Below are 24,604 nucleotides of genomic sequence, written 5' to 3'. Positions count from 1 at the left end.
GCCTACTAATTAATTACAATGATCAATATTAGATCCGTAGGCGCCATCAGTCTCTTTAAGTCGAGACGGTTCAATTAGGTGGTCCACCATCACCTTAAAATAAATGTGTCGCAAAGATATATAATTTATAAGTGTTCTATAATGGATAATTGCTGAGGAAGATAGGGATAAAAAGAAAAAAGTCAAAGCGGTAAGCAATGACTTTTAGTTTTCATTTTTACTAGGGCGAATTAAAAACCCAATCTTGTGGTTGGACTATATAAACGACCATCCAGATCTTCTTATTGTAAAGCATCACTTATATAATTTTTTAAAATAAATGTTTTGTATTATTTGTATTTGTCAAAGGGAATAGAGTTCTGTTATTGTAAATTTTTCACCTCCACAGCGGCGGGGCTGCGTAACTGCACCGGCGCTGCTTTTGCTTCTTTGAAAGAACCTGCTTCGCATTTTTTCAATCTTGCCTGCGGCAATGCCAAACCAAAAGAGGCGCCTACTGCAGTTACTGGCGAAGAGGTGAAGAAAGAGTTTATTTATTCTGTTAAATAATGGTCTGTCAGTCTGAGCTTGTAAAAGACGGACTGAATAATTTAACTCAAAAAATGAAGGGAAGAAGGGTGTATATAAAATAAAAAAACCGGGTGTTTCACTGCCCGGCTTTTAAATTATTAAAAAACTTACTTAACTACTATTATAACGCCTGTTAGTTTTGATTTAGTATGTGCTAAAGCAACTATTTTTTTATACTGCAACCAACCTTTGCGTCTTTGTTTCTAAGCGTTCTTTGCGTAAAATATCAATCAAATAACCCCGAAGATAAATACCTGTCGCCGCTATCGCAGATAATACAAACAATTACTCCCGAACTTAACCCTTTAGATAATTCAATGGCTGCATGTACAGCACCGCCGCTGCTCATTCCCGCAAAAATAGCTTCTTCTCTTGCCAGGCGTTTGGTCATAGCACGGGCTTCTTTTTCATCTAATTCAATAATGCGATCCACTCTTTTTCTATCGAATATTTTAGGCAGGTAAGCTTCCGCCCATTTACGAATACCCGGTATGCGGGAACCTTCCCTTGGCTGGCAACCTACAATTTGTATATCGGGGTTTTGTTCTTTTAAATATTTAGATACGCCCATTATCGTACCTGTAGTTCCCATCGAAGAAACAAAATGCGTGATCGTCCCTTTTGTGTCTTTCCATATTTCAGGACCGGTGGTTTTATAATGCATACCCCAATTGTCTGCATTGGCAAACTGGTTCAACATTAAATAACCGCCTTTTGCCAATTGTTCATTGGCATAATCAATAGCACCTTCCATAGAGCGCTCTTTTGGTGTAAGAATAACCTTAGCGCCAAAAGCTTCCATGGTCAACACCCGTTCTTTGGTAGAATCTTCGGGCATTACTATTTCTATTTCTATATTAAATAAGCGGGCGATCATTGCCAATGCAATCCCGGTATTGCCGCTGGTAGCTTCAATCAATTTCATTCCGGGTTTTAATTCGCCACGGTCAATAGCGCCTTTTATCATGCCATAAGCAGCACGGTCTTTTACGCTACCACCAGGATTATAACTTTCCAGCTTTGCATAAATGGTTACATTTTTATTGGTAGGTATATGTTTTAATTCTACTAAGGGAGTGTTACCAACCAGATCTAATATTCCCGGCATCTGTTTCAGTTGTTTTGTTTATGTAAATACAAATATCTAAACAAATTGTTACAGAAATGGAAGAAATACTTTGTTGGTCTAACAATATATACTTGGTGGCAGCCTGAGTTTATCGAAGACGGACTTTTTTAAATATTCTTTCAAAAAATGTAAAAATATTTAGTTTGAAACTTTCGCCTCCACAGCCGGCGCAGCTGCGTAACTGCACCGGCGCTGCTTTTGCTTCTTTGAAAAAAATCTGCTGCGCATTTTTTTCAATCTTGCCTGCGGCAATACCGAACCAAAAGAGGCGCCTACTGCAATTACTGGTGAGGAGGCGAAGCGAAAGTTTACTTGAGAAAGGTTCATGAAGTAAGCGCCAAAGACAATATCCACAAATAAATTTGAACATTAGTTCTTAAATTGTTCTGCGATATTATCACATGTAAAAATGGAAACATCTACCATCCCACCAAAAAAACCTAAACCGCCTTATTTAATAGGGCTTCTTTGCTTAATTCCTTTAGTTGGTGCATTTGTGGGTTTAGCATTGTTACTATACGGCCTTATAAAGTATAAAGACAAATGGCTTTCAATAATCGGTGCAGCAGGGATAATATGGACGATCGTTTTTTATTCATTAATTTTCTATGCAAGCACACATCTTTCTCCTTTCAAAAAGGGATTCGAAAATATTGCCCAAATGCAGCTAAACAGCTTAGTGAAAAATATTGAATTCTATAAATTACAGCATGGACAATATCCCGATAATTTAAAACAGGTTTCAGATGATGATAAATTAGCCCCGGTTATTGACGTGGCTCAAGGACTAAATGCAAAAGAAGGGGGCTATTACAACTACGAAAAAAGAGGGAGCAAATATTCTCTTTTTTCATCAGGACAAGATGGTATACCCGATACCAAAGACGACCTGTTTCCGCAAATAATTATTACAGACAGTAGTAAAATTGGTTTAGTAAAACATTTTGCTAATTTACACTAAACTATCACCATGCAACCCACTCCCGAACACAACGAGCGTATGGCAAAAACCACCTTTGCAGCGGTTTATCCTTATTATATAAAAAAAGTAGAAAGCAAAGGCAGAACAATAGAGGAATTGCACCAGGTAATAAAATGGTTAACCGGTTTTAATGAAAAAAACATTCAACAGTTGGTTGCTGATAAAGTAAGTTTTGCAACCTTCTTTGAGAAAGCAAAACTAAATCCTCATGCGCATTTAATAACAGGTGTTATTTGCGGTTACAGAGTAGAAGACATTGAAAATTCGTTAACGAAAAAAGTAAGATACTTAGACAAGCTGATAGATGAATTGGCAAAAGGTAAAGCAATGGAAAAGATCTTGCGAAAAGCGTAATAATAACTAAATACTACTTTAACCCATCAATATGAGAACATCCCAAAGATCAGCAACAATACTCCTTGTATTCCTTCTTATTAGCTCATTCGGTAATTTATTTGCACAATGCCCCGCTGCAATTGTAGAAACCAAAACAAAAATATTCTATAAAGATGTATTGAATGAATATTCATTACGATCCATCAAAGGCGGAACATTCGAAATGAAAATTGATAGCGGTGAATTGCTGACCATTGATAATAAAAAATACATCAAGCCATCAAAGCCCGGAAAGATCAGGATCACGATAAAAGAAAAGCTAAGTGAAGCAACTACTGCCGAGCGATATGATTACTTTGATTGTGTTCCCATGCCTGATCCGGCAATAGCAATAATTTCAAGTGATCATGATACGTCCATGTTAAAAAATTTGCTTTCCGTTCAACAGGTAAAGAGTATTCAATTCTTAACAACAAAAGCTGCTGTTCCGGATGTTCTGTTCAACGCAAGCGTGAGAAGCTTTACTATTACAACAGTTAGGCAAAATAAAAGCACTGTCTTAAATGTAAAAGGAACAGATAACCTGCAAAGTATTTTAAAGCCTGCCATTGGCGATAAGATAATTTTTACTAACATTAAAATTAAAGTTGAAGGCGAGGCCAATGACAGAATATTAGAAAACAGGGTTGTTGAGATCAAAGAATAAAATACATGCCAGGTAAGCCTTTACAACGTAAAATATTCATGTAATCTTACATCCTTTCAGGAACATGTATGCCCAACAACTGCATTGCGCTTTTAATAACAGAAGAAGTCATTACAGCCAATTGCAAACGTAATTGTTTCTTTCCTTCTGATTCTGCGTTAGCAATAGAATGCTCACTGTAAAATGAATTAAATATTTTGGCAAGATTGAAAACATAAATAGCAATAGCAGACGGATTGTGTTCAATATAAGCTTGCTCAATTATGGTTGGGTATTGCTCGAGTGTAACAATGAGTTCTTTTTCTAACGATAAAAGTGAAGCGTGAGACGTATTGACGTCTGACGTCTCACGATTGACGATTGACGGATCGCTTTTTCTCAAAATACTCCTGATCCTTGCATACGTATATTGCACAAACGGCCCCGTAAATCCATGAAAGTCGATAGACTCCTGCGGATTAAACACCATTGTTTTTTTAGGATCTACTCTTAGTAAATAAAACTTCATGGCACCTAAGCCAATCGTATTGTAGAGGTCTTTTAGTTCATCTGCAGTAAAGTCTTTTACTTTTCCTAATTCTTCTGTGTGTTGTTGCGAGGTAGCGATCATTTCATCTACCAGATCATCTGCATCAACAACCGTTCCTTCTCTGCTTTTCATTTTGCCGCTTGGTAATTCCACCATTCCATAACTTAGATGATAGATGCCATCAGCAGAAGGCATTTCCAATTTTTTACAGATCAGCTGCAACACTTTCATGTGATAATCCTGTTCGTTACCTATCACATAAATGCTTTGATCAATTTTATATTCATCGTACTTCTGCATGGCTAAGCCAATGTCCTGTGTTATATAAACAGAAGTACCATCTTTACGTTGAACTATTTTTTCATCCAACCCATCAGCAGTAAGATCGATCCAAACGCTGCCATCTTCTTTTTGATAAAAAACACGTTTTGATAAACCTTGCTGAACAATATCTTTTCCTAATAGGTAAGTATTGCTTTCGTAATAAGTTTTATCAAAGTCGCTGCCTATTCTTTTATACGTAATATCGAAACCTTCATATACCCAGCTGTTCATTGTTCTCCAAAGCTCCATTACATCTGGCTTTCCCGCTTCCCAATCCAATAACATTTGTTGGGTTGCTTTCATTATTGGTGCTTCCTTTTCTGCTTCGTCTTTTGACATACCTGTTGCCGCTAGTTCGTCAACTTGTCTTTTATATTCGTCATTGAATTTCACATAATATTCACCCACAAAATGATCGCCTTTTGTATTGGTTGATTGTGGCGTAGCGCCGTTTGCAAATAATTGCCATGCGATCATGCTTTTGCAGATATGAATGCCCCTGTCGTTTACAATACAGCTTTTGATAACATCAAAACCGTTTGCTTTTAAAATTTCTGCAATGCTCCAACCTAAAAAATTATTTCTTAAATGTCCAAGATGTAAAGGTTTATTGGTATTGGGAGAAGAATACTCTACCATTACTTTTTTCCCATTGCTTTGTTTTTTGCCAAATGCTTCATTGTTGAAGTTGGATTGTAAGAAATCAGCCCAATAATTATCAGCAACACTTAAGTTTAAAAATCCTTTAATTACATTAAAAGATGAAAACAGATCAGGATTACTTTGAATGATATGTTCTCCAATTTCTTTACCCAAACCTTCAGGAGATTTTTTCAATTGTTTTACCAATGCAAATAATACAATGGTATAATCACCTTCAAACTCGGGCTTGGTTTGGTTTATTTGAAAATCTTTTTCTGTAAAGGATTGATTGTATAATGCAGAAAGGCTCTTAACGGCTGCTTGTTGAATTGTACTGACTATGGACATAGAGCAAAGATAAGGAGGCAAAAAGGCAACGAGGCAATGAGGCAACAAGAAATTATTTTACAACTCTTTGCCTCGTTGCCTTTTTGCCTCGTTGCCTTTCATTATCTTTGCGGCCATTTTCAAATTATGATAAGTGTAAATAATGTAACGCTGGCCTACGGTAAGCGTGTTTTGTTCGATGAGGTAAAGATTAATTTTACCAAGGGTAATTGTTATGGTGTTATTGGTGCAAACGGTGCCGGTAAGTCTACTTTTTTAAAAATATTAAGTGGCGAGATTGAGCCTAATAAAGGAACCGTGGATATTACGCCCGGTGAACGCATGGCTATCTTAAAACAAAACCATTTTGAATTTGATGAAGTAACGGTATTGCATACGGTAATGATGGGCCACAAAAAAATGTGGGACGTGATGACCGAAAAAGATGCCATCTATTTAAAGGAAGATTTTAGTGAAGCAGACGGTATCAAAGCCGGTGAACTGGAAGCAGAATTTGGTGAAATGGGTGGTTACACAGCAGAAAGCGATGCGGCTACTTTTTTAAGCGAATTAGGAGTAGGCGAAGATTTGCATAATATGCTGATGAAGGATATTGCCGGTAACTTAAAAGTACGGGTGCTATTAGCGCAGGCATTATTCGGTAATCCTGATATATTATTATTGGATGAACCTACGAATAACCTGGATGTTGAAACCATCAGCTGGTTAGAAAACTTCTTGGCTGATTACGAAAACATTGTATTAGTAGTAAGTCACGATCGTCACTTTTTAGATGCAGTATGTACGCATGTAGCAGACGTTGACAAATTGAAGATCAAGATATATACAGGTAACTATTCATTCTGGTACGAGAGCTCGCAATTAGCAGCCAGACAAGCTTCGGACAAGAACAAGAAAATGGAAGAAAAGAAGAAAGACCTGTTGGATTTCATTGCCCGTTTTAGTGCGAACGCTTCTAAATCAAAACAAGCAACATCTCGTAAAAAAGCATTGGATAAGCTGGTATTTGAAGATATCACACCGAGCAGCCGTAAATACCCGGGCATTATTTTTAAGCCGGATAGGGAAGTGGGGAATCAAATCCTCAATGTGGAGAAATTATCTAAGTCCATTGATGGCAGAACATTGTTCAGTAACGTAAATTTTGACATAGTTAAAGGGCAAAAAATTGCCTTCTTAAGCAAAGACCATGTAGCGTTAACTTCTTTCTTTGATATTATTAATGGAAAGGACAAAGCCGATAGCGGCAAATACGAATGGGGTACTACTATTACTTCAGCTTATTTACCGAATGATAACACAGAATTTTTTCAGGGCTCCTTAAATTTGATGGATTGGTTACGCCAGTTTGTACCGCCACATGTAACAGATGTGGATGAAGATTTTTTACGCGGATTTTTAGGTAAGATGTTGTTCAGTGGCGATGAGATATTAAAGAAAACCAATGTATTAAGTGGTGGAGAAAAAGTGCGTTGCATGGTTAGCAAGATGATGTTGCAAAATCCTAACCTGGTAATATTGGATGAACCAACGAATCACTTGGATCTGGAAAGTATCACAGCGTTCAACGATGGTATGATCAGTTTCCCGGGAGTAGTATTATTCACCACACACGATCACCAGTTCATGCAAACAGTGGCAAATCGTATTATTGAAATAACACCTAAAGGTATCATTGATCGGTTAATGACCTACGATGAATACCTGGAGGATACGAGAGTAAAAGCATTGCGTGAAGAAATGTACGGCGATATGGTAAATGCTTAAAACAATGTTATTATAAAACACATGCATCCTTTGGCATGATTTTTTTGTCTAACTGATTACAAATTATATTTTTTATGAGAAAAACACTTTTCCTTTTTTCGTTACTAACGTGTATGGCTATAACAGGATTGAAAGCACAAAATCTTTCATCCGATTACACTACTGCATTGGGTCTTAAATTCTATCCCGGTGCGATCACTATCAAACATTTTATTAAGGATGATGCTGCTATTGAAGGCTTAGGTTATTTCAGGGATTATGGATTTAGAATAACCGGCTTATACGAATGGCACCAGGACATAAAAGACGTACAAGGTTTAAAATGGTATGTTGGTGGTGGTGCGCACGTAGGTTTTTATGGTACTAAATACGGTGGTGGAAGTTCTTTAGGTGTGGATGGTGTGTTAGGGTTGGATTATAAGATACAAGGAGCCCCTATTAATTTGTCGGTCGATTGGCAGCCTTCATTTGAATTTGGTTCTAATTACGGCAACGGATTTTATGGTGGATGGGGTGGTATAGCTATACGTTACACGTTCTAGTTCATCTTACAATATTTTATAATGCTCTCGTTGATCGGGGGCATTTTTGTTTTATTGATTTATGAAATAACATATTCTTTGCGTCTTTGTATCCTTTGCGTCTTTGCGTGAAACCCTTAAAATATATATCTTCGCCGCCGATTATGCCGAAAGAGAAAATTAAGAGCTTTATTGATTTTTTTTATTTTCCTCCTTTAAGGAAGATAATGCCTTTGCAGACATTCCGTTATGCAGTTTGCGGAGGTTCTAATGTGGTATTTTCTTTTGCTATGTTTATTATTGTATATCATCTAATAGCAAAAAAGCAGGATATTGATATTTTGTTTTATTCTTTTAAGCCATACAGTTTTGCGTTGATAATTTACGGGCTAACTTCTTTTACAATGGGCTTTTTTCTTAATAAATATGTGGTATTTGTAGATTCTAATTTGAGAGGACGGGTGCAGCTGTTTCGTTATTTTCTCTCCTTTATCTTTAATTTCTGCCTCAACTATGTACTGTTGAAAATGTTCGTTGAATATTTTCACATCAAGCCTGTATTATCCCAGGTTATCGCAACTGTTATTATTATCGCCGTTAGCTATATAACCCAAAGGCATTTTACTTTTAGAACAAAGGTTACCGTCTGATCACTTGTTGCCTCGTTACCTTGCTTTTTAACATCCTGCCATTTTTTCACTCTTACCTCCCTTGGCATAATGCTTGTCAAACAATAGGGAACTTAAAACACAATAATCATGGGAAAAATAATAGGAATAGACTTAGGAACTACCAATAGTTGCGTTGCCGTAATGGAAGGAAACGAACCGGTAGTGATCGCCAACGACGAAGGGCGCCGTACAACCCCGTCGGTAGTGGCTTTTTTGAAAAACGGAGAGCGTAAAGTAGGAGATCCTGCCAAACGCCAGGCAATTACCAATCCGCACAATACTATCAGCAGTGTTAAGCGTTTTATGGGTCGCCGTTTCGATGAAGTAACAGAAGAAAGCTCACATTGGAGCTATAAAATAGTAAAAGGTGACAATAATACCGTTCGTATTGATATAGATGGCAGACAGTATACGCCACAGGAAATCAGTGCAATGGTACTGCAGAAAATGAAAAAAACTGCTGAAGATTACCTTGGACAGGATGTAACCGAAGCGGTTATTACAGTGCCTGCTTACTTTAACGATGCGCAACGCCAGGCAACTAAAGAAGCCGGTGAAATTGCAGGGTTAACTGTTCGTAGAATTGTAAACGAACCTACTGCAGCAGCCTTAGCATATGGTTTGGATAAAGGCAAGCACGATCAGAAAATAGTAGTGTTTGACTTAGGTGGTGGTACATTCGACGTATCGGTGCTGGAATTAGGTGATGGTGTATTTGAAGTAAAAAGTACCAATGGTGATACGCATTTAGGTGGTGATGATTTTGATAAAGTGATCATGGATTGGTTGGCTGATGAATTTAAAAAAGATGAAGCGATCGACTTGCGTAAAGACCCGATGGCTTTGCAACGTTTAAAAGAAGCAGCAGAAAAATCAAAGGTTGAGTTATCATCATCTTCAGAAACAGAGATCAATCTTCCTTATATCACTGCGGTTGACGGAGTGCCTAAGCACTTAGTGAAGAAATTAAGTCGTGCTAAGTTTGAACAATTAGCAGATAAATTATTTGAACGTTGTTTAAAGCCATGCGAAGCAGCCTTGAAAGATGCAGGCTTAAGCAAATCGGATATTGATGAAGTGATATTGGTTGGTGGTAGCACGCGTATACCTAAAGTACAGGAAATAGTAGAAACTTTCTTTGGTAAAAAACCAAACAAAGGTGTTAACCCTGATGAAGTTGTTGCCGTAGGTGCAGCCATACAAGGTGCTGTATTAACAGGTGAAGTAAAAGATGTGTTGCTATTAGATGTAACACCGTTAAGCTTAGGTATTGAAACAATGGGGGGTGTGATGACACGTTTGATCGATGCCAACACAACCATCCCTACAAAAAAATCAGAAACATTTAGTACCGCTGCGGATAATCAACCCGGCGTACAGATACATGTGTTGCAAGGGGAACGTCCTTTAGCAAATCAAAACAAGAGCTTAGGTATGTTTAACCTGGATGGTATTCCACCGGCTCCACGTGGTGTTCCGCAAATTGAAGTAATGTTTGATGTGGATGCCAATGGTATCTTACACGTTACTGCAAAAGATAAAGGCACCGGTAAGGAACAAAAGATCACCATACAAGGTGGTAGCGGCTTAAGCAAGGATGAAGTAGAAAAAATGAAAGCCGAAGCGAAAGCGCATGAAGCAGAAGATAAAGCAGCGAAAGAAAAGATCGAAAAAGTGAACCAGGCAGATAGCTTGATCTTCCAGACAGAAAAACAATTGAAAGAATACGGCGATAAAATACCTGCAGATAAAAAAGCCGTTATTGAAACCGCATTGAACAAATTAAAAGAAGCTCACAAAGCGCAAGACCTGGCTACCATTGATGCTACTTTAGAAGAATTGAACAATGCATGGACAGCCGCCAGCCAGGATATTTACAATACACAGCAGGCCGGCGCTCAACCTAACGGTGGTGAACAGCCTCATGATGGCGCACAACAACAGGGTGGAGGTTCCGATAATGTGGAAGATGCACAGTTTGAAGAAGTGAAATAAAAGTAACGGAAAAAATATAGCCCCGCAATTGCGGGGCTTTTTTAATCACTAAAACTATATTGTTCTATATACTGGAAAATTAATCAATCGTTATTGACTGAACTGTTGATTTGAATTTATCCATCCATTCTCCATTGTTTCTATCAACACCCCAAAAAAGCAACCCCATATTTTCTTTTTGAATTATAACAGCATAAAATTTTATACCTGTCAAATATTTCCCTTGTCCATCCATAATCATTTCATAAGCTGCATTGCCATTGGCTTGTATGTTTCTTTGTTGAACACTGGTTGATTTTACCAAGCCGGATTTTGTAAGCCCCTCCACTTTAAGTTTAATAATCTTTTTTGCACTATCTATACTGTTGCATTTATATTTACGTAGTTCAAAAGAGGATATATTTTTACTTGTTTGTATTGATCGCTGTACTCCATCTATCGAATAAACTAGTGGGTTTTCACTACCATCGCTAACATATTTAAACCCTGTAATATTTTGATTAAACTTAAAATCTTCCACTTCAAGACGATCAGGGATTATAGATGTATCGTAACCAACTGTTGTCAATATATTATTTATTTCTGTTTCTGCTATTTTATCTCCAGGTAAAAAATAACCGGATACGGTAGCTTTAAAACTACTATCTCCAAACATCAGAAAGGCTGTTTTTTGTTTGTCTGCTGGCATATTCAAACTTCCCTTATAGTAAATGCCGTCAAAGTTGCCCACCTTTACTTTTTTGCACATGCCGGCGGTAGTAGTTTTTAAAATAAAAGAACTTTTTAAAAAACCATCAGTGGCGGAATAAAAATTATCATCAAAGCGCTCATCAATGTGAAAGCCCGTGCTTGAATTTTTCTTAAATTTATAGTAGCCTATACTTTTCAATTGCATTTCATAATCAGCAGGTACAACCAAAAATAAACGTGAGCCCATCACCCGTTTCGATGTCTTATTGTTTTTTGCAGATAATGAATCGGGGAAATATGTTTGTGTATAGGAACATTTAGAGAATAAAAAAAGAAAGGAAACCAGTATTCCCTTCCCCCATTTTGTTATTCTTTGAAATATGTTTTTTCCTGTTTTAGGCGCAAGCAAATCTTCAATATGCTTTGCCTGCCAGGAATATAAATATTCATCGAAATTTTTTTTGTCTCTCATTATTTCCTCAATTAGGCGCAGTCGCCTGTCCTGTGCCGGTTTTAATTATAAATGTAAAATTTATTATAGTTTTAATAAAATGAAAAAGATACTTCCCATTCTATTTTGTTTTCCTTTGTTTACTTATAGCCAAGCTAAACCGGGTTACTACACAGTAAATGCAACAGCATCCAACAAAGTATATTTTTATACCACACCTGATACTTCTACCAAACGCAAAGCTTATTTTAATAAACCCGATTGGGTCTTTATCCAAAAAATAAAAAATGATTTCGGCTATACCTGTTTTATAAATAGTAATGAGAAAACAAGTGTTGGCTGGCTGCTCATGCAATATTTAACGAAAGATACAGCTGTTGTTCGTGCAAAAGTGGGTGAAAATATTTTCGGGAACTTTAAGCAAAGAAACAACGCTATAAATGCCTATAGCGTACAAACGAAAATACAAAAAGGAGATAGGGACGATCCTAACGGAACGCCGAATGAATACACAGTGTTCTTTTCTGATTCTGCTATTCAACCGATTATAATTGGCTGTTGCGAGGCTTACCTTGTAAATGAAGGAGACCTGGACAATGATGGCATGGATGAATTATCTGTTTTTCAATCACCCGAAAACGGATGTACCTATAATATGATAACCTATTCGTATAAAAATGGGAATTGGAAAACGATCGTTCCGCTTTTTTTAATTCCTACAGCATGCGAAACATTTGATGCTGCTTATATTCAAAAACAGGTTTTTAAACTTGCAGATGGAATTTATTATTATGATTATGCAAATGATGGTCTTAAGCCCATTAAAACAAAAGTGAGATAACCCATCTTAGGACTCTGATTTATTCCTAGCAACGTCTCTCGCAGAGGACGTTGCGACAAATTAAAGAGTGCTGCTATCTATAGGAAAAGCAGGTGACTTATACATCCGCAAGTAATACCTATTACCTATAAAACTCAATCGAATTAGGTAATCAACTTAATCTTCACTACTAAATTATTACTGCTTACTACGTCTGGAAATAGTGGTGTATACATCCGCAAGTGGTGACTATATTGTAAGTAACCTAATGCTACCACGTTATATAAGAGGATACGATTATTTCTTTAACCTATTCACCATCGTTAAACTATCTATGCCGCATCTATCCCTAATCTGGTCAGCATCTATAGACAACCTGTTACTACCCATTATACCAACCTATTCGTCATCTTTATATAATGTATGCGCCACTACTTCGCAATGTATAACTCATCATTTCAGAACAGTATCGGTATAAGTTCAGTACCTATGGCAATAGGTTATACCACCTATTCTCCATACGTCCCCGACGTACTCGTATAGGTATAATGTGATGATAATTAGTCTATTCCTTAATGTAGGACTGTTAAATTAACTCCCGGTAAAACGGTTACGTTTCCGGGACTAACCATTTTTAAAGAATTACAACTGGCATTTGCTGTTACAGTAATAGTAAAATTATTAATGATAACATCGGCATTGGCAGGGGGTACTGTATTATTTTGCCAGGTAGCAGGATTATTCCAATCTCCATTGGTAACAGGTAAGTAGGCATCTACCAGCAATTTATATAAGGTATTTCCTTTTGATTCATACCAGGCAGAATCGCGGTAATAAATAACTCCACTCAAATTTCCTAATTGTATGGGTGATGTTGTTCCTTTTTTAGCGAGGTAACCTGTGGTGCCCGTAGTATAAATAATATCTCCCTGTGGATTAAGAGATCGAAGATAACTATCCACTGTTCCGGAATATGTTAACTGTGTATTATTTCCCAGGCTATCTCTTAACCAAATTTGTGTAACGCCTGAAGGGCCTTTCTTCTCATACGCTATAAATTTATTTTCCAATCGATAATTATCGCAATCTACTCCCAGTCCTATTGCGGTTGAATGATTAATAATAAGTGTATCATTATATAAGCCGGTAAAAGCTCCGTCTGTATTCATAACAGGCGTTGCCCACATATAAGCATGATTATAGTTGTCAGTTGCCGGATGCATACTAATAGGCGGTAGTTCATATCCCTCGTCTATTAAAATAGGATTATCCACATATTCAACATAACCACTGGAATCCACGGCATTATCAACATCATACTGACTAAAATTTTCACCTGGAATATAATAATAATTATTTCCCCGGCTTCTTGCGTAAAAAGTAGAAGTATGTGTTTCTAAATTATTAAGGTAGATATCTATGTATGCAGAATAAGGATCGTCATAGTTTTCAAAAACAATAGCACTGGTAGCATATTTACCTGAATTATTAAAACGTGCACTGCCACCGGCATAGGCAGGAGTATCAGGATTATTAATAGAAACATTTGGAAAAGAATAGATCTTACGGGTATTCCAATCAAAAAGATTGCCGGTGTTAGAAAGTACTCCATAAGGAGTAATTACATTGGTTCCGGTAAATGTTGAGGGAAGTGGAGTAGAGACAGATGTGGAAAGATCTGTTATTTGATAGGAAGAATAACCTTCCAGTACTTTGTCATAGTTAAAGTCCGTTATATCTCCTTTTCCCTCATAAAACTTTTTCAGTAAAACGTTATCATCATAAAAAGCATAAACAGTTTCGTCGCTATGCTGCCCCCATTTATCTGTTGCAGTATAAGTAATATATACAGTGCCTTGAGGGATAGTTTTTAAGTTTATAGTAATGATTGTATCAATATTATTATGTGCAACAAAACTAAATATCTGAGAATAGTCTGCTACGGCCGATACCGTAAAAGTTACACTGTCGCCACCGGTATAAGAACCTTTTAAGTGAACAGAAGGATAAATGTTGGAATACATTACAGGCAACTCTGGCTTATTTACTACAGGAGGAGGAGAAACAAACACAACTACTACTGAACTGGATTGTTGATTATTGAAATAATCTATTGCAGTAATGGTTAAGGTTAAAGGAGTATTGGTAGGCATTCCATTGAGTACCCAGTCAGATGTATAAGAACCTATAGAATTGATATCACTGGAGAGAGTATCCTTTTGTCCATTCAATGTTGCTACAACCGATTTAAGATCGTAATCAGAATAAATATCTACGCTAAGATGTATGGTGTTGTAAAATTGCGCCTGGTTTTGCGTGGGGCTGATAATGCTAACAGTGATACTGGCATTTGCCGTTGAACAGAAAAAAAATAACAGGCAACAGATAAAAAGCTTTTGCATTGTTTGGGGTATAATACATCTAAGCTAATAAATTAAAAACAATATCAAAGTATTTCTAATTTGTTTTCTTTAAAATAATATACATCATTTCAGCAATTGCGTAAACTTTTTCAATTCCGCAATATCAGCAGCGGAGAGCACTTCATTGTTATTATACTTCGCCTGCAAAAACAACACTCTTTTATGTTGCGGATATTTAGCCAGTATTTCTTTTATCAATTCGCCGCCGACGGTATCTTTTTCAAATAGAGGTTTCGTTTCCGGTAGTTCAGATTTATAGCGGTTGGGCATTTTATTTATCAATGCCTCCAGCGTTGCCAGCTTGCCGGCAGGTGCATCTTTAATATCCGAGGCTTTTCCTAACAAACCCTGCAATTGTTTTTTACTAAGACTGCCTCTTTGATTGTATTGTTTGTACAAACTAATTATGAACGATGATACGGGATAGGCAATGATGCACAGCTCCAATACTTCATTTACGATGTCGATCCTTTTATCTTGTTTTAGCATCTATTGATATTACAAATGCCAAATTACAAATTCCAGATTTGGCAGCATCCAACAATTTTCAGACTGTAATTTGTTGCCCGGAATTTGAATTTGGAATTTTCTTCATGGCAACGTTGCCGCCAAATCATCATAACTCAATTTGATTATCTGATGGTGAAGGAATAAATTTGCATCCGATTACAATTTAAAATCAACTTAATACATGCGACAAATTGCTTTTAGAGAAGCGCTTCGTGAAGCGATGCAAGAGGAAATGAGACGTGATGACAGGGTGTTTTTAATGGGAGAAGAAGTTGCCGAATACAACGGTGCCTATAAAGTGAGCCAGGGAATGTTGGCCGAGTTTGGCGAAAGAAGGATCATTGATACGCCGATCGCAGAGCTTGGTTTTGCAGGTATTGCAGTAGGAGCGGCTCAAAATGGCTTACGCCCGATCGTTGAGTTTATGACATGGAACTTTGCGGTATTACCATTAGACCAGATATTGAACGTTGCCTCAAAAATGCTGGCAATGAGCGGTGGACAGGTTGGTTGCCCGATCGTGTTCCGCGGACCAAACGGAAGCGCCGGACAATTAGGAGCACAGCACTCAACAGCGTTTGAATCGATGTATGCAAATATCCCGGGATTAAAAGTTATCTCTGTTAGCAATCCATACGATGCAAAAGGCTTATTGAAAAGCGCCATCCGTGATGACGATCCGGTTATTTTCATGGAAAGTGAAGTGATGTATGGCGATAAAGGGGAAGTGCCTGAAGAAGAATATTTATTACCCATCGGTAAAGCATTTATAAAACGTGAAGGGAAAGATGTAACGATCGTATCCTTCAATAAAATGATGAAGATCGCATTAAATGCAGCAGAAGAATTAGCGAAAGAAGGTATTGAAGCGGAAGTGATCGATTTGGCTACTATTCGTCCGTTGGATTGGTTCACTATTTTGGAAAGCGTTAAAAAAACAAATCGTTTGGTGATCGTGGAAGAACAATGGCCATTTGCTTCTGTATCTTCTGAAATTGCCTATCAAATTCAAATGAAAGGATTTGATTATTTAGATGCTCCAATCCGCCGTGTGGTGAGTGCCGATGCACCAATGCACTATGCACCAAATTTAGTGGCAGCATATCTTCCAAGTGTTGAGAAAACGGTGAAAGCGGTGAAGGAAGTGATGTATGCGAAGAAATAATTTATAAAGATTTAGTTATAAAGAAAGCCCGAAAAATATTTTCGGGCTTTCTTATAATATCAGGAATACATTCTATTTAACATCACATAAATAAGGGAAATCATGCAAACCTGTATTAACACCTACTACAATTTCTCTTAGCCCTGTTCCATCTAATGCGCAGGTATAGATAGAAACTGCATTACCCCCATTACTGCTACTTGCATTGAACACGACACTATCTGCATTCGGCGTTAAACAAGCTGTATAACCGAGATAATTTGCGGCTAATATGTATCTTGATGAAGGCAGAGATATGGGTATTTGTCTTGCATTACTTCCGTCAATATTGCAAACGAATAAATTAGCGCCTAAATAAGTTGTGTCTGTTCCAATAATGCTTTTTATTGCAGGTTTTGCAAATAAAACCGTTCTGGTGGATGTGGTAGGTGCTGGTTGTGCATCACTCTTTTGGCAACTTATTTCAATAATCGATATTGAAACCGCAAAAAGAAATAAAACAACGGCTCCCATCAATAATTTTTTCATAATTGTAAGTTTTTAGGTGTTATACTTACTAAGATACAATTTGAAATGGGGTTGTTGTCTGGAGAAAAATATTTTACCAGGTCTTTAATTCACCTCTCTTAAAAACATATTCCGGTGTTTCAATAATCTCATCATTGTTCACCTCGTACCAGGGGCTTAGGTCTTTATTCATCGGGTTTTTAAGTACATGAATATCCTGTGCCGGCATATAGCTTTGAGCCAGCAGATAGAGCTTTTTCCCTGACCTGCTAATGGCAACATCCATTACCATTACGGCATGTCCGGGAAATCCGCCTCTTATTAAAACATCTCCGGGTTGAATATCTTCCATTTTCTTTTTAATTAATTGTTTGGATAATGATGCAGAGCCGCACATGCCAAAAACATTGTCGAGATATTTCATAAAATGTTCTCGGGTATAAGGAGATGTAAAACGGTAATTTGTTTTCTCATTATCTGTAAAATCAATACTGTCGAATTTTTTATTGGCAAACAGGTATTCAGCTCTTAACCGCATAACCGCATCGGCACATTGCTGCAGGTCTTTATTTTCTACGCTGATGTTTAGAACAGCAAATTGCGCAGCCTGGTTAGCTTTTGGAGTTCCATTGTACAAATAAACGGTATTGCTTTTTTTTAATTCAATGTGCCGTAACCAAAAAGCAAAAGAAGCAGAATCAGTATTATTTCTGAAATATCCTTCCGGTAAAGGAATGTCTTCTATCCGCTTGTAGATAACAGAATCTTCGGCAACGGGTTTTTGAAGCAATCCTGCGGAAGTGTTGCCAGTATTTCTGCAGGCCAGGCATATCATAACTATGCAACAGAAAGATGTTTTACTAAACATAATTGATTATTTTTGGAAACGATTGAGAAGAGAAATCAATAATATTCCATAAGCAGAAATTGTTAAAGATTTAAAAAGACAGCATGCCGAATATTTTAATTATAGATGATGAGCGTTCGATCCGGAAAACATTAGGAGAAATTCTTAGCTATGAAGGGTATAAAATAGAAGAAGCAACAGACGGAGAAGACGGATTGAAAAAGTTTTCTTCCGGCAATTTTGATGTGGTGCTTTGCGATATTAAAATGCCGAAAATGGATGGCTTGGAATTTTTAGAGAAAGCAAAAATCGCCAACCCTGATGTTCCCATTATTATAATCAGCGGTCATGGTAATATAGAAACGGCAGTAGAAGCGGTAAAGAAAGGCGCATTTGATTACGTAAGCAAGCCACCTGATCTCAATCGTTTGCTGATCACGCTTCGCAATGCATTGGATAAGCAAACATTGGTTACCGAAGCCAAAGTATTAAAACGCAAAGTAAGCAGGGTACAGGAAATGGTGGGCGACAGTACCGGTATAAGAAAGATAAAAGAGACGATTGAAAAAGTAGCCCCGACAGATGCCCGTGTTTTAATAACCGGTGAGAATGGTGTAGGTAAAGAGTTAGTGGCAAAATGGATCCATGAAAAAAGCAGTCGTAATACAGGACCGATGGTAGAAGTGAACTGTGCTGCTATCCCAAGCGAGCTGATAGAAAGTGAATTATTCGGGCATGAAAAAGGATCGTTTACATCAGCCATAAAACAACGCATCGGAAAATTTGAACAAGCTAACGGTGGCACGTTGTTTTTAGATGAAGTGGGAGATATGAGTGCCGGTGCACAAGCTAAAGTATTGCGTGCTTTGCAGGAAGGAAAGATCACCCGGGTGGGCGCAGATAAAGATATTAATGTGGATGTTCGTGTAATAGCCGCTACCAATAAAGACCTGTTGAAAGAAGTAGAGGCAAAGAACTTTCGTCTTGATCTGTATCACCGTTTGGGAGTTATCATCATTCATGTTCCATCTTTAAATGAAAGAAGAGAAGATGTGCCTTCGCTGGTTGACTACTATCTCGATATTATTGCAGATGAATATGGTCAATCTAAAAAAGATATAGACAAAGATGCAATGGATGCATTGCGGGAATATAACTGGACAGGTAATATACGTGAATTGAGAAATGTGGTTGAACGTTTAGTGATACTTTCCGGAAAAACAATTGCATTAAGTGATGTAGAAACATATGTAGCGCCAAAGAAGTAAACACCTGTTAACAACCTGTTGGTTTAATATATATAGTATTTATTTTACCTTTATTCCACTAAATAAGTCCGATGAAAAAAACCTCTGCTTTTGTCTTGCTGCTTATGCTGGTAACCAACCTGCAGGCACAAAACAATTTTTTTACAGATATTAAAGAATCAAAGCTTAAGAACGTTACCCGGCGCATTATTATCCCAGATAAATACAGAACTCTTTCCCTGGATACGGTTTCAGTAATGCAACTACTTAAAAAGGCTCCGCAGGAAAACGAACTTGCTGCAAGAAAGACGGCTCCCATTATTGCATTGCCGCTTCCTAATGGTACCATCAGCCGGTTTCGCATTTGGGAAACACCCATAATGGCTCCTGAATTAGCAGCAAAATTTCCTCAAATAAAAACATATACCGGTCAGGGTATTGATGACCGTTATGCTACTGTAAAAATCGACTGGACAAATCAGGGCTTACATGCTGTAATAGCATCGGTTATAACGCATACGGTTTTTATCAGTCCATATGCTTTTGGAAATAAAACAGCTTATCTTTCCTGTTATGCTTCTGATCTAAGATCGGAAGGCAGTATTTACAGCGATGCCATACTTAAAGCTCCTTCCTTATTACAAAGCCGGCCTGCAGATGAATGGGTAACCTCAATTCCCTGCATAGGCTCGCAATTACATACTTATAGGATTGCTATTGCATGTACGGGTGAGTATGCGCAAAAAGTAACCAATAATTCAACGCCATCGGTCAGTGATGTTCTTTCGGTAATCACATCAGTTATCAATACGGTAAATGGTATCTATGAAAAAGAGCTGTCTATACGCTTTGTATTTGCTGCAAATGAGAACTCGATCATATACACCAATCCTAATACAGATCCTTTTCCTACCGGTGCAAGCCAACAAACTATTGTAGATAACGGGCAGACTGCTATTACAAATAATATCGGAAACGGTAATTACGATGTAGGACAGACCTTCAGCACCGAAATTCATGGAGGGGCAAGCGCAGAAGGAATCGTTTGTGTTGACAATACTAAAGCCTACAGCACGACCGGGCTTGCCAATCCTGTAGGAGATCGGTTTGCGATTGATTATGTAGCGCATGAAATAGGACATGAGTTCTATGCACATCATACCTTTAATTCAAGCTTGGGCGGATGCAGTCAACCCGGACAGTTTTCAGCAACGACTAATTCTGAACCGGGTAGTGGAAGCACTATCATGTGTTATGCTTCGGGCAATTCATCCACAAATATTATTTGTTCAACAGATAATTTACAAACGACAACTGATCCTTATTTTAATGCCGTTAATTTTGATGAAATAGAAGCGTACAGCATGTTTGGTTCTTCCTGTTATACTTCTACAGCTACGGGCAATACGCCGCCTGTTGTAAATGCAGTAGCGAATTATACCATCCCACGTTCAACCCCATTTGTATTAACAGGAAGCGCTACCGATGTGGATGGTGATGCGCTTACTTATTGCTGGGAACAAATGGATGTGGGTGGACCGGAAGGTACCTGGAACCACCCATCAGGAGATGCTCCTATATTCCGTTCGTTTCTTCCCGATACAACGCCTACACGCTATTTCCCCAAACTGTCTGATGTAATAAATAATACTACTACCATCGGGGAGATAATGCCGTCGTACACAAGAGTCTTACATTTCCGGTTAACAGCAAGAGATAATAAAGCCGGCGGCGGAGGTGTTTGCAATACTAAAAATAGTGTAACCGTTGACGGTAATTCAGGTCCGTTCACCGTTACCTATCCAAATGCAACGGGTATTACCTGGCTGGGCGGCGCTACCAAAACAGTTACATGGAATACCATGAATACCCAGGCAGCACCGGTCAATTGTTCCAACGTAACCATACAATTATCTACAGATGGCGGAAACAGCTATCCTGTAACGTTAGTATCCAGTACATCTAACTCCGGTACTGCGCAGGTACAAATGCCATTGGGTATTACTAGCAACACCGCCCGTTTACGGGTGATGGCAGTGGGAAATATTTTTTATGATATTTCAGATAATAACTTCACTATCCAGGATACCTCTGTTCCTATTATGTGGCTTAGCTTTACCGCTACTGCTGCCAATAACCAGGTATTGTTAAGCTGGATGGTGAATGAAGTAAATGTGGATCATTATGAAGTAGAACGTAAAACGGCTGTTTCGGATAGCTTTTTCGTGATCGGGCAAAAAGCTTCGGTTACCGGTAATGGCATTGATCAATCTTATTCATTCATAGATCCGAATCCTGTAGAAGGAGCGAATACCTATATTATTAAAGAGATTGGAAAAAATGGAAATGTTGTTTATTCAGAAATAAGAGCGCTTACTTTTACGAATATTACCTCAGCCTGGTCAATTCCAACATATGTTACTGCAGGAAGCATTACGCTAAGAAGTAACAGCACTGTTACGAACGTTGTAATACAATTATACGATGTGATCGGAAGGTTGGTAAAACAAACATCGCCGCAATCTGTTACAGCAGGACAAAGCATTTCTTTAGATAATCTCAACAGATTCTCGCAAGGTGTTTATACAGTTAAAATATCCGGTTCTACCGGCGTTTTTGCTCAAAAAATACTGAATCAATAAAACGTTTATTATCTGTTAAACATTTTAAAACATTTACGAAGTAAATAGTACATATAAATTTTATTATGGTACTTTTGACCACTTAAAAATACCCTGCTGATGAGTTCACATCAACTTTTTGTGTTAATTATTATTGCTTTAGTTATTGTATTGCTTCCTGCATTTGGATTATCCAAAATGTTTCAAAAAGCAGGTATTCCTACATGGAAAGCGTTTATTCCCTTTTACAATACATGGGTACTTCTTGAAACAGCCAAAAAACCTAAATGGTGGTTCTTTGCGCAATTTGTTCCTGTTGCAGGCTGGTTTTTTAGCCTGTTGATCTTGATAGAATTTGTAAAATGCTTTGGTAAGTATAAGTTTTATCAGCATGCAGCTACAGTTTTTTTTGGATTTGCTTATTTGATATATATAGGAACGAATAAGAAAGACAGGTACATTGGACCGGACGGAGTTAAGTTGTATAAAAAATCTGCTGTAAGAGAATGGGTGGACGCGGGTGTATTTGCTGTTGTTGCTGCTACTTTGATACGCATATTTGTTTTTGAAGCTTATACCATTCCAACTCCTTCAATGGAGAAAACGTTATTGGTAAACGACTTTTTGTTTGTAAGCAAAATGTCTTATGGTCCACGTATCCCTAATACGCCAATAGCTATGCCTTTTGTGCATCATACCATTCCCGGTATCAATATAAGATCTTATGTAGAATGGATCCATCTGCCTTATACAAGATGGTTTGCAACACCTGTAAAACGAAATGATGTAGTAGTGTTTAATTTTCCTGTTAATGATACGTTGATCAATGACGAAGAGAATTATGGTTCTAAAAGAACGTATTATGAAGCAGTGCGACAAATGGGGAGGGATAAAGTATGGCAAGAGTTCGGCGATATTATTATTACAAGACCCGTTGATAAAAGAGAAAACTTTATTAAACGTTGTGTAGCTGTAGCAGGCGATAGCTTGCAGGTAATTAACGGAATCGTTTATATTAATGGCAAACCGCAGGAAGTATTTCCTCAATCAGAAAGGTATTATAAAATAACCGGTCCAAAAGGAGTGGGGCTGGACAAGGATAAATTAAGCGAATTTGGAATTAATGTAAGAGATGATGAAAGCATTGGTGATATACGATTTACAGACGATGGGGCACAACTCACCAACGTAACAAACCAGGAAAAGGCAAACCTGAAATTACCGGAAGGCTATACGATCCAGAATTTTATAATGCCGGTGGCCAATGATCTTTTTCCTTATTATGACACTGCTAAACACTGGAGCGCTGATAATTATGGTCCATTATGGATACCTAAAAAAGGCACTACCATTCAGCTTACGGCTGATAATTTAATACGCTACCAACGCTGTATTGAAGTGTACGAAGGCAATAAGCTGGGAAACAGAGAGGGCAAAGTATTTATAAATGGGCAGGAAGCTTCCACCTACACTTTTAAAATGGACTATTATTGGATGATGGGAGATAATCGCCATAATTCATTGGACAGCCGTTATTGGGGGTTTGTGCCGGAAGATCATGTGGTAGGAAAAGCTTCTTTAATATGGTTCAGCGTTGAGAATGGTATCCGTTGGAAACGGCTTTTCAACGTGATAAAATAATTTTTGGAAACTCTGTTATTTAATTTGTAACTTCAAAATATGGATCGGTAGTCCTTCCGGCAGCAATGCCGGGAGGATTTTTTGTCTAAAATGGTATTTATGAGTAAAAAAGAATTTCATTTTTCGTTTGATGTTCATTCTTCTGATAAAGAATTAAATGCAGCTGACAACGCATTATTAAATGAAGCCAGGAAGGTTACAAAAAATGCCTATGCACCTTATTCAAACTTTCATGTTGGCGCAGTGGCAAAATTATCTAACGGTGAAACGGTAGTCGGTACCAACCAGGAAAATGCATCTTATCCTGTGGGAATTTGTGCGGAAAGAGTTTTATTATCGTCTATTGCTTCCCGTTATCCGGGGCAATCAGTTGATACCATTGCTATAAGCTATGATAATAAAAACGGGAAAAGTAATGAGCCTGTATCTCCTTGTGGTATCTGCAGGCAAAGCTTATTGGAGTATGAAGAAAGAACAAAGCATCCTATTCGTTTAATATTATCCGGACTAACAGGAGAAGTGATTGTGTTGGAAAAAGCAAGTCAGTTATTGCCTTTGGCTTTTGGCGGTAATGATCTGAGATCCTGATGAATAATTAAGATTTAGAACTATCCATTATCAAATAAATTAAGTACTCCGTTTCCAAACTTTGCTTCGTGCTCCAGCAACCATTTTTTTCGCCACAGATCGCCGCCATAGCCTACCAGGCTTCCGTCGCTGCCAATTACTCTGTGACATGGAACAGCAATGCAGATATTATTGTTTCCATTGGCAGTTCCTGCTGCACGAATAGCTTTTACATTTCCGATACGCTTGCTTAATTCCAGGTAGCTAATGGTTTTGCCATAAGAGATGTTCAATAATTCATTCCATACTTTTTGTTGAAATTCGGTACCGTTTTGTTGCATTGTAAAAGAAAACGTTTTTCGTTCTCCTGCAAAATATTCATCGAGTTCCTTTATAGCAGTTTTAATAACACTAGAAGAAGGAGTTGCAAACGTAATGCTGCTTTCTTCCATTTTTTTTCCTTTCCAGGAGTTCACAAAAAGAATAGCAGAAATAAACTCGTTCTCACTTTTTATTTCAAGAATGCCAACGGGAGATTTATAGTATATGATTTCTGTGTTCATTCGAGTTATCAAATTTACACTTATATCAACAC

General features: G+C 37.7%; 23 protein-coding genes and 1 riboswitch. Of the genes, 14 read left to right on the top strand and 9 right to left on the bottom strand.

What is annotated here, in order from left to right; translation table 11 throughout:
• Window positions 1-30 precede the first annotated feature (30 nt).
• Window positions 31-103: riboswitch (Fluoride riboswitch) on the bottom strand.
• Between the two features lie 236 nt (window positions 104-339).
• Window positions 340-549, top strand: coding sequence for a hypothetical protein (locus tag K9M53_RS11420; RefSeq protein WP_224014958.1), 210 nt, complete (start codon window positions 340-342; stop codon window positions 547-549).
• A 247-nt stretch (window positions 550-796) separates the two neighbouring features.
• On the opposite strand, the gene cysM is transcribed toward K9M53_RS11420, so the two are convergent.
• Together cysM and K9M53_RS11410 are read right to left on the bottom strand one after the other, a co-directional pair.
• Window positions 797-1,678, bottom strand: a complete 882-nt coding sequence (gene cysM, locus K9M53_RS11415; RefSeq protein ID WP_224014956.1) for a cysteine synthase CysM — start codon at window positions 1,676-1,678, stop codon at window positions 797-799.
• 109 nt (window positions 1,679-1,787) lie between these two features.
• Window positions 1,788-2,069 carry a hypothetical protein gene (locus K9M53_RS11410; RefSeq protein ID WP_224014954.1) on the bottom strand — a complete coding sequence of 94 codons (282 nt, stop codon included), beginning with the start codon at window positions 2,067-2,069 and terminating at the stop codon, window positions 1,788-1,790.
• A 39-nt stretch (window positions 2,070-2,108) separates the two neighbouring features.
• Between K9M53_RS11410 and K9M53_RS11405 the strand changes: the two genes are divergently transcribed.
• From K9M53_RS11405 to K9M53_RS11395, 3 genes are read left to right on the top strand one after another with little or no spacing between them, the layout of a single operon-like run.
• A complete protein-coding gene (locus K9M53_RS11405; RefSeq protein WP_224014952.1) occupies window positions 2,109-2,660 on the top strand; it encodes a type II secretion system protein GspG in 552 nt (183 codons plus the stop codon).
• A 9-nt stretch (window positions 2,661-2,669) separates the two neighbouring features.
• Entirely contained in the window at window positions 2,670-3,035 is a 366-nt protein-coding gene (locus tag K9M53_RS11400; protein ID WP_224014951.1) for a DUF2200 domain-containing protein, read from the top strand.
• A 31-nt stretch (window positions 3,036-3,066) separates the two neighbouring features.
• Window positions 3,067-3,723 carry a GldM family protein gene (locus K9M53_RS11395; protein WP_224014950.1) on the top strand — a complete coding sequence of 219 codons (657 nt, stop codon included), beginning with the start codon at window positions 3,067-3,069 and terminating at the stop codon, window positions 3,721-3,723.
• A 46-nt stretch (window positions 3,724-3,769) separates the two neighbouring features.
• On the opposite strand, the gene argS is transcribed toward K9M53_RS11395, so the two are convergent.
• On the bottom strand, window positions 3,770-5,566 hold the full coding sequence (gene argS / locus K9M53_RS11390) for an arginine--tRNA ligase (RefSeq protein ID WP_224014949.1): 1,797 nt from the start codon (window positions 5,564-5,566) through the stop codon (window positions 3,770-3,772).
• Window positions 5,567-5,692: 126 nt separating this feature from the next.
• On the opposite strand from argS, the gene K9M53_RS11385 reads away from it, so the two are divergent.
• The 4 genes from K9M53_RS11385 to dnaK all read left to right on the top strand — a co-directional run bounded on the left by K9M53_RS11385 (window position 5,693) and on the right by dnaK (window position 10,520).
• Window positions 5,693-7,333 carry an ABC-F family ATP-binding cassette domain-containing protein gene (locus K9M53_RS11385; protein ID WP_224014948.1) on the top strand — a complete coding sequence of 547 codons (1,641 nt, stop codon included), beginning with the start codon at window positions 5,693-5,695 and terminating at the stop codon, window positions 7,331-7,333.
• Window positions 7,334-7,407: 74 nt separating this feature from the next.
• On the top strand, window positions 7,408-7,875 hold the full coding sequence (locus K9M53_RS11380) for a hypothetical protein (RefSeq protein ID WP_224014947.1): 468 nt from the start codon (window positions 7,408-7,410) through the stop codon (window positions 7,873-7,875).
• A 206-nt stretch (window positions 7,876-8,081) separates the two neighbouring features.
• Window positions 8,082-8,504 (top strand): GtrA family protein, encoded by a 423-nt coding sequence (locus tag K9M53_RS11375; RefSeq protein ID WP_224014946.1) that lies wholly within the window; start codon window positions 8,082-8,084, stop codon window positions 8,502-8,504.
• A 108-nt stretch (window positions 8,505-8,612) separates the two neighbouring features.
• Entirely contained in the window at window positions 8,613-10,520 is a 1,908-nt protein-coding gene (gene dnaK / locus K9M53_RS11370) for a molecular chaperone DnaK (RefSeq protein WP_224014945.1), read from the top strand.
• A gap of 79 nt (window positions 10,521-10,599) precedes the next feature.
• Here the strand turns inward: dnaK and K9M53_RS11365 are convergent, their stop codons facing one another.
• A complete protein-coding gene (locus tag K9M53_RS11365; RefSeq protein WP_224014944.1) occupies window positions 10,600-11,682 on the bottom strand; it encodes a hypothetical protein in 1,083 nt (360 codons plus the stop codon).
• A gap of 79 nt (window positions 11,683-11,761) precedes the next feature.
• On the opposite strand from K9M53_RS11365, the gene K9M53_RS11360 reads away from it, so the two are divergent.
• Window positions 11,762-12,502, top strand: coding sequence for a hypothetical protein (locus tag K9M53_RS11360; protein ID WP_224014943.1), 741 nt, complete (start codon window positions 11,762-11,764; stop codon window positions 12,500-12,502).
• Window positions 12,503-13,053: 551 nt separating this feature from the next.
• On the opposite strand, the gene K9M53_RS11355 is transcribed toward K9M53_RS11360, so the two are convergent.
• Entirely contained in the window at window positions 13,054-14,883 is a 1,830-nt protein-coding gene (locus K9M53_RS11355; protein ID WP_224014942.1) for a hypothetical protein, read from the bottom strand.
• A gap of 84 nt (window positions 14,884-14,967) precedes the next feature.
• Window positions 14,968-15,393 carry a hypothetical protein gene (locus tag K9M53_RS11350; RefSeq protein ID WP_224014941.1) on the bottom strand — a complete coding sequence of 142 codons (426 nt, stop codon included), beginning with the start codon at window positions 15,391-15,393 and terminating at the stop codon, window positions 14,968-14,970.
• A gap of 202 nt (window positions 15,394-15,595) precedes the next feature.
• Between K9M53_RS11350 and K9M53_RS11345 the strand changes: the two genes are divergently transcribed.
• Complete coding sequence (locus K9M53_RS11345; RefSeq protein WP_224014940.1) at window positions 15,596-16,579, top strand: pyruvate dehydrogenase complex E1 component subunit beta; 984 nt, start codon at window positions 15,596-15,598, stop codon at window positions 16,577-16,579.
• Window positions 16,580-16,651: 72 nt separating this feature from the next.
• Here K9M53_RS11345 and K9M53_RS11340 read toward each other — a convergent pair whose 3' ends face one another.
• Complete coding sequence (locus K9M53_RS11340) at window positions 16,652-17,107, bottom strand: TolB-like translocation protein (protein WP_224014939.1); 456 nt, start codon at window positions 17,105-17,107, stop codon at window positions 16,652-16,654.
• A gap of 73 nt (window positions 17,108-17,180) precedes the next feature.
• A complete protein-coding gene (locus K9M53_RS11335) occupies window positions 17,181-17,954 on the bottom strand; it encodes a DUF4846 domain-containing protein (RefSeq protein ID WP_224014938.1) in 774 nt (257 codons plus the stop codon).
• An 83-nt stretch (window positions 17,955-18,037) separates the two neighbouring features.
• Between K9M53_RS11335 and K9M53_RS11330 the strand changes: the two genes are divergently transcribed.
• The 4 genes from K9M53_RS11330 (at window position 18,038) to K9M53_RS11315 (ending at window position 24,030) form a co-directional block, all read left to right on the top strand.
• Complete coding sequence (locus tag K9M53_RS11330) at window positions 18,038-19,201, top strand: sigma-54-dependent transcriptional regulator (protein ID WP_224014937.1); 1,164 nt, start codon at window positions 18,038-18,040, stop codon at window positions 19,199-19,201.
• Window positions 19,202-19,272: 71 nt separating this feature from the next.
• Window positions 19,273-21,822: a reprolysin-like metallopeptidase gene (locus K9M53_RS11325; protein WP_224014936.1), complete on the top strand. Its 2,550-nt coding sequence runs from the start codon at window positions 19,273-19,275 to the stop codon at window positions 21,820-21,822.
• Window positions 21,823-21,921: 99 nt separating this feature from the next.
• Window positions 21,922-23,442 (top strand): signal peptidase I, encoded by a 1,521-nt coding sequence (gene lepB / locus K9M53_RS11320; protein ID WP_224014935.1) that lies wholly within the window; start codon window positions 21,922-21,924, stop codon window positions 23,440-23,442.
• A gap of 81 nt (window positions 23,443-23,523) precedes the next feature.
• A complete protein-coding gene (locus K9M53_RS11315; RefSeq protein WP_390686642.1) occupies window positions 23,524-24,030 on the top strand; it encodes a cytidine deaminase in 507 nt (168 codons plus the stop codon).
• 20 nt (window positions 24,031-24,050) lie between these two features.
• Here K9M53_RS11315 and K9M53_RS11310 read toward each other — a convergent pair whose 3' ends face one another.
• The gene (locus tag K9M53_RS11310) at window positions 24,051-24,572 is read right to left on the bottom strand and encodes a methylated-DNA--[protein]-cysteine S-methyltransferase (protein ID WP_224014933.1); all 522 of its coding nucleotides are present in this window, start codon (window positions 24,570-24,572) and stop codon (window positions 24,051-24,053) included.
• Between the last annotated feature and the right edge of the window lie 32 nt (window positions 24,573-24,604).

The organism is Ferruginibacter albus (assembly GCF_020042285.1).
GTDB classification, from domain to species: domain Bacteria; phylum Bacteroidota; class Bacteroidia; order Chitinophagales; family Chitinophagaceae; genus Ferruginibacter; species Ferruginibacter albus.
The sequence above is the reverse complement of the archived record's forward strand: the minus strand, read 5'-3'. Positions and strand labels throughout refer to the sequence as shown.

What these genes read in the sequence shown, in the direction of transcription:
- cysM (WP_224014956.1), bottom strand. Translation starts at nt 1,678, where the DNA reads ATGCCGGGAATATTAGATCTGGTTGGTAACACTCCCTTAGTAGAATTA.
- K9M53_RS11410 (WP_224014954.1), bottom strand. Translation starts at nt 2,069, where the DNA reads ATGTTCAAATTTATTTGTGGATATTGTCTTTGGCGCTTACTTCATGAA.
- K9M53_RS11405 (WP_224014952.1), top strand. Translation starts at nt 2,109, where the DNA reads ATGGAAACATCTACCATCCCACCAAAAAAACCTAAACCGCCTTATTTA.
- K9M53_RS11400 (WP_224014951.1), top strand. Translation starts at nt 2,670, where the DNA reads ATGCAACCCACTCCCGAACACAACGAGCGTATGGCAAAAACCACCTTT.
- K9M53_RS11395 (WP_224014950.1), top strand. Translation starts at nt 3,067, where the DNA reads ATGAGAACATCCCAAAGATCAGCAACAATACTCCTTGTATTCCTTCTT.
- argS (WP_224014949.1), bottom strand. Translation starts at nt 5,566, where the DNA reads ATGTCCATAGTCAGTACAATTCAACAAGCAGCCGTTAAGAGCCTTTCT.
- K9M53_RS11385 (WP_224014948.1), top strand. Translation starts at nt 5,693, where the DNA reads ATGATAAGTGTAAATAATGTAACGCTGGCCTACGGTAAGCGTGTTTTG.
- K9M53_RS11380 (WP_224014947.1), top strand. Translation starts at nt 7,408, where the DNA reads ATGAGAAAAACACTTTTCCTTTTTTCGTTACTAACGTGTATGGCTATA.
- K9M53_RS11375 (WP_224014946.1), top strand. Translation starts at nt 8,082, where the DNA reads ATGCCTTTGCAGACATTCCGTTATGCAGTTTGCGGAGGTTCTAATGTG.
- dnaK (WP_224014945.1), top strand. Translation starts at nt 8,613, where the DNA reads ATGGGAAAAATAATAGGAATAGACTTAGGAACTACCAATAGTTGCGTT.
- K9M53_RS11365 (WP_224014944.1), bottom strand. Translation starts at nt 11,682, where the DNA reads ATGAGAGACAAAAAAAATTTCGATGAATATTTATATTCCTGGCAGGCA.
- K9M53_RS11360 (WP_224014943.1), top strand. Translation starts at nt 11,762, where the DNA reads ATGAAAAAGATACTTCCCATTCTATTTTGTTTTCCTTTGTTTACTTAT.
- K9M53_RS11355 (WP_224014942.1), bottom strand. Translation starts at nt 14,883, where the DNA reads ATGCAAAAGCTTTTTATCTGTTGCCTGTTATTTTTTTTCTGTTCAACG.
- K9M53_RS11350 (WP_224014941.1), bottom strand. Translation starts at nt 15,393, where the DNA reads ATGCTAAAACAAGATAAAAGGATCGACATCGTAAATGAAGTATTGGAG.
- K9M53_RS11345 (WP_224014940.1), top strand. Translation starts at nt 15,596, where the DNA reads ATGCGACAAATTGCTTTTAGAGAAGCGCTTCGTGAAGCGATGCAAGAG.
- K9M53_RS11340 (WP_224014939.1), bottom strand. Translation starts at nt 17,107, where the DNA reads ATGAAAAAATTATTGATGGGAGCCGTTGTTTTATTTCTTTTTGCGGTT.
- K9M53_RS11335 (WP_224014938.1), bottom strand. Translation starts at nt 17,954, where the DNA reads ATGTTTAGTAAAACATCTTTCTGTTGCATAGTTATGATATGCCTGGCC.
- K9M53_RS11330 (WP_224014937.1), top strand. Translation starts at nt 18,038, where the DNA reads ATGCCGAATATTTTAATTATAGATGATGAGCGTTCGATCCGGAAAACA.
- K9M53_RS11325 (WP_224014936.1), top strand. Translation starts at nt 19,273, where the DNA reads ATGAAAAAAACCTCTGCTTTTGTCTTGCTGCTTATGCTGGTAACCAAC.
- lepB (WP_224014935.1), top strand. Translation starts at nt 21,922, where the DNA reads ATGAGTTCACATCAACTTTTTGTGTTAATTATTATTGCTTTAGTTATT.
- K9M53_RS11310 (WP_224014933.1), bottom strand. Translation starts at nt 24,572, where the DNA reads ATGAACACAGAAATCATATACTATAAATCTCCCGTTGGCATTCTTGAA.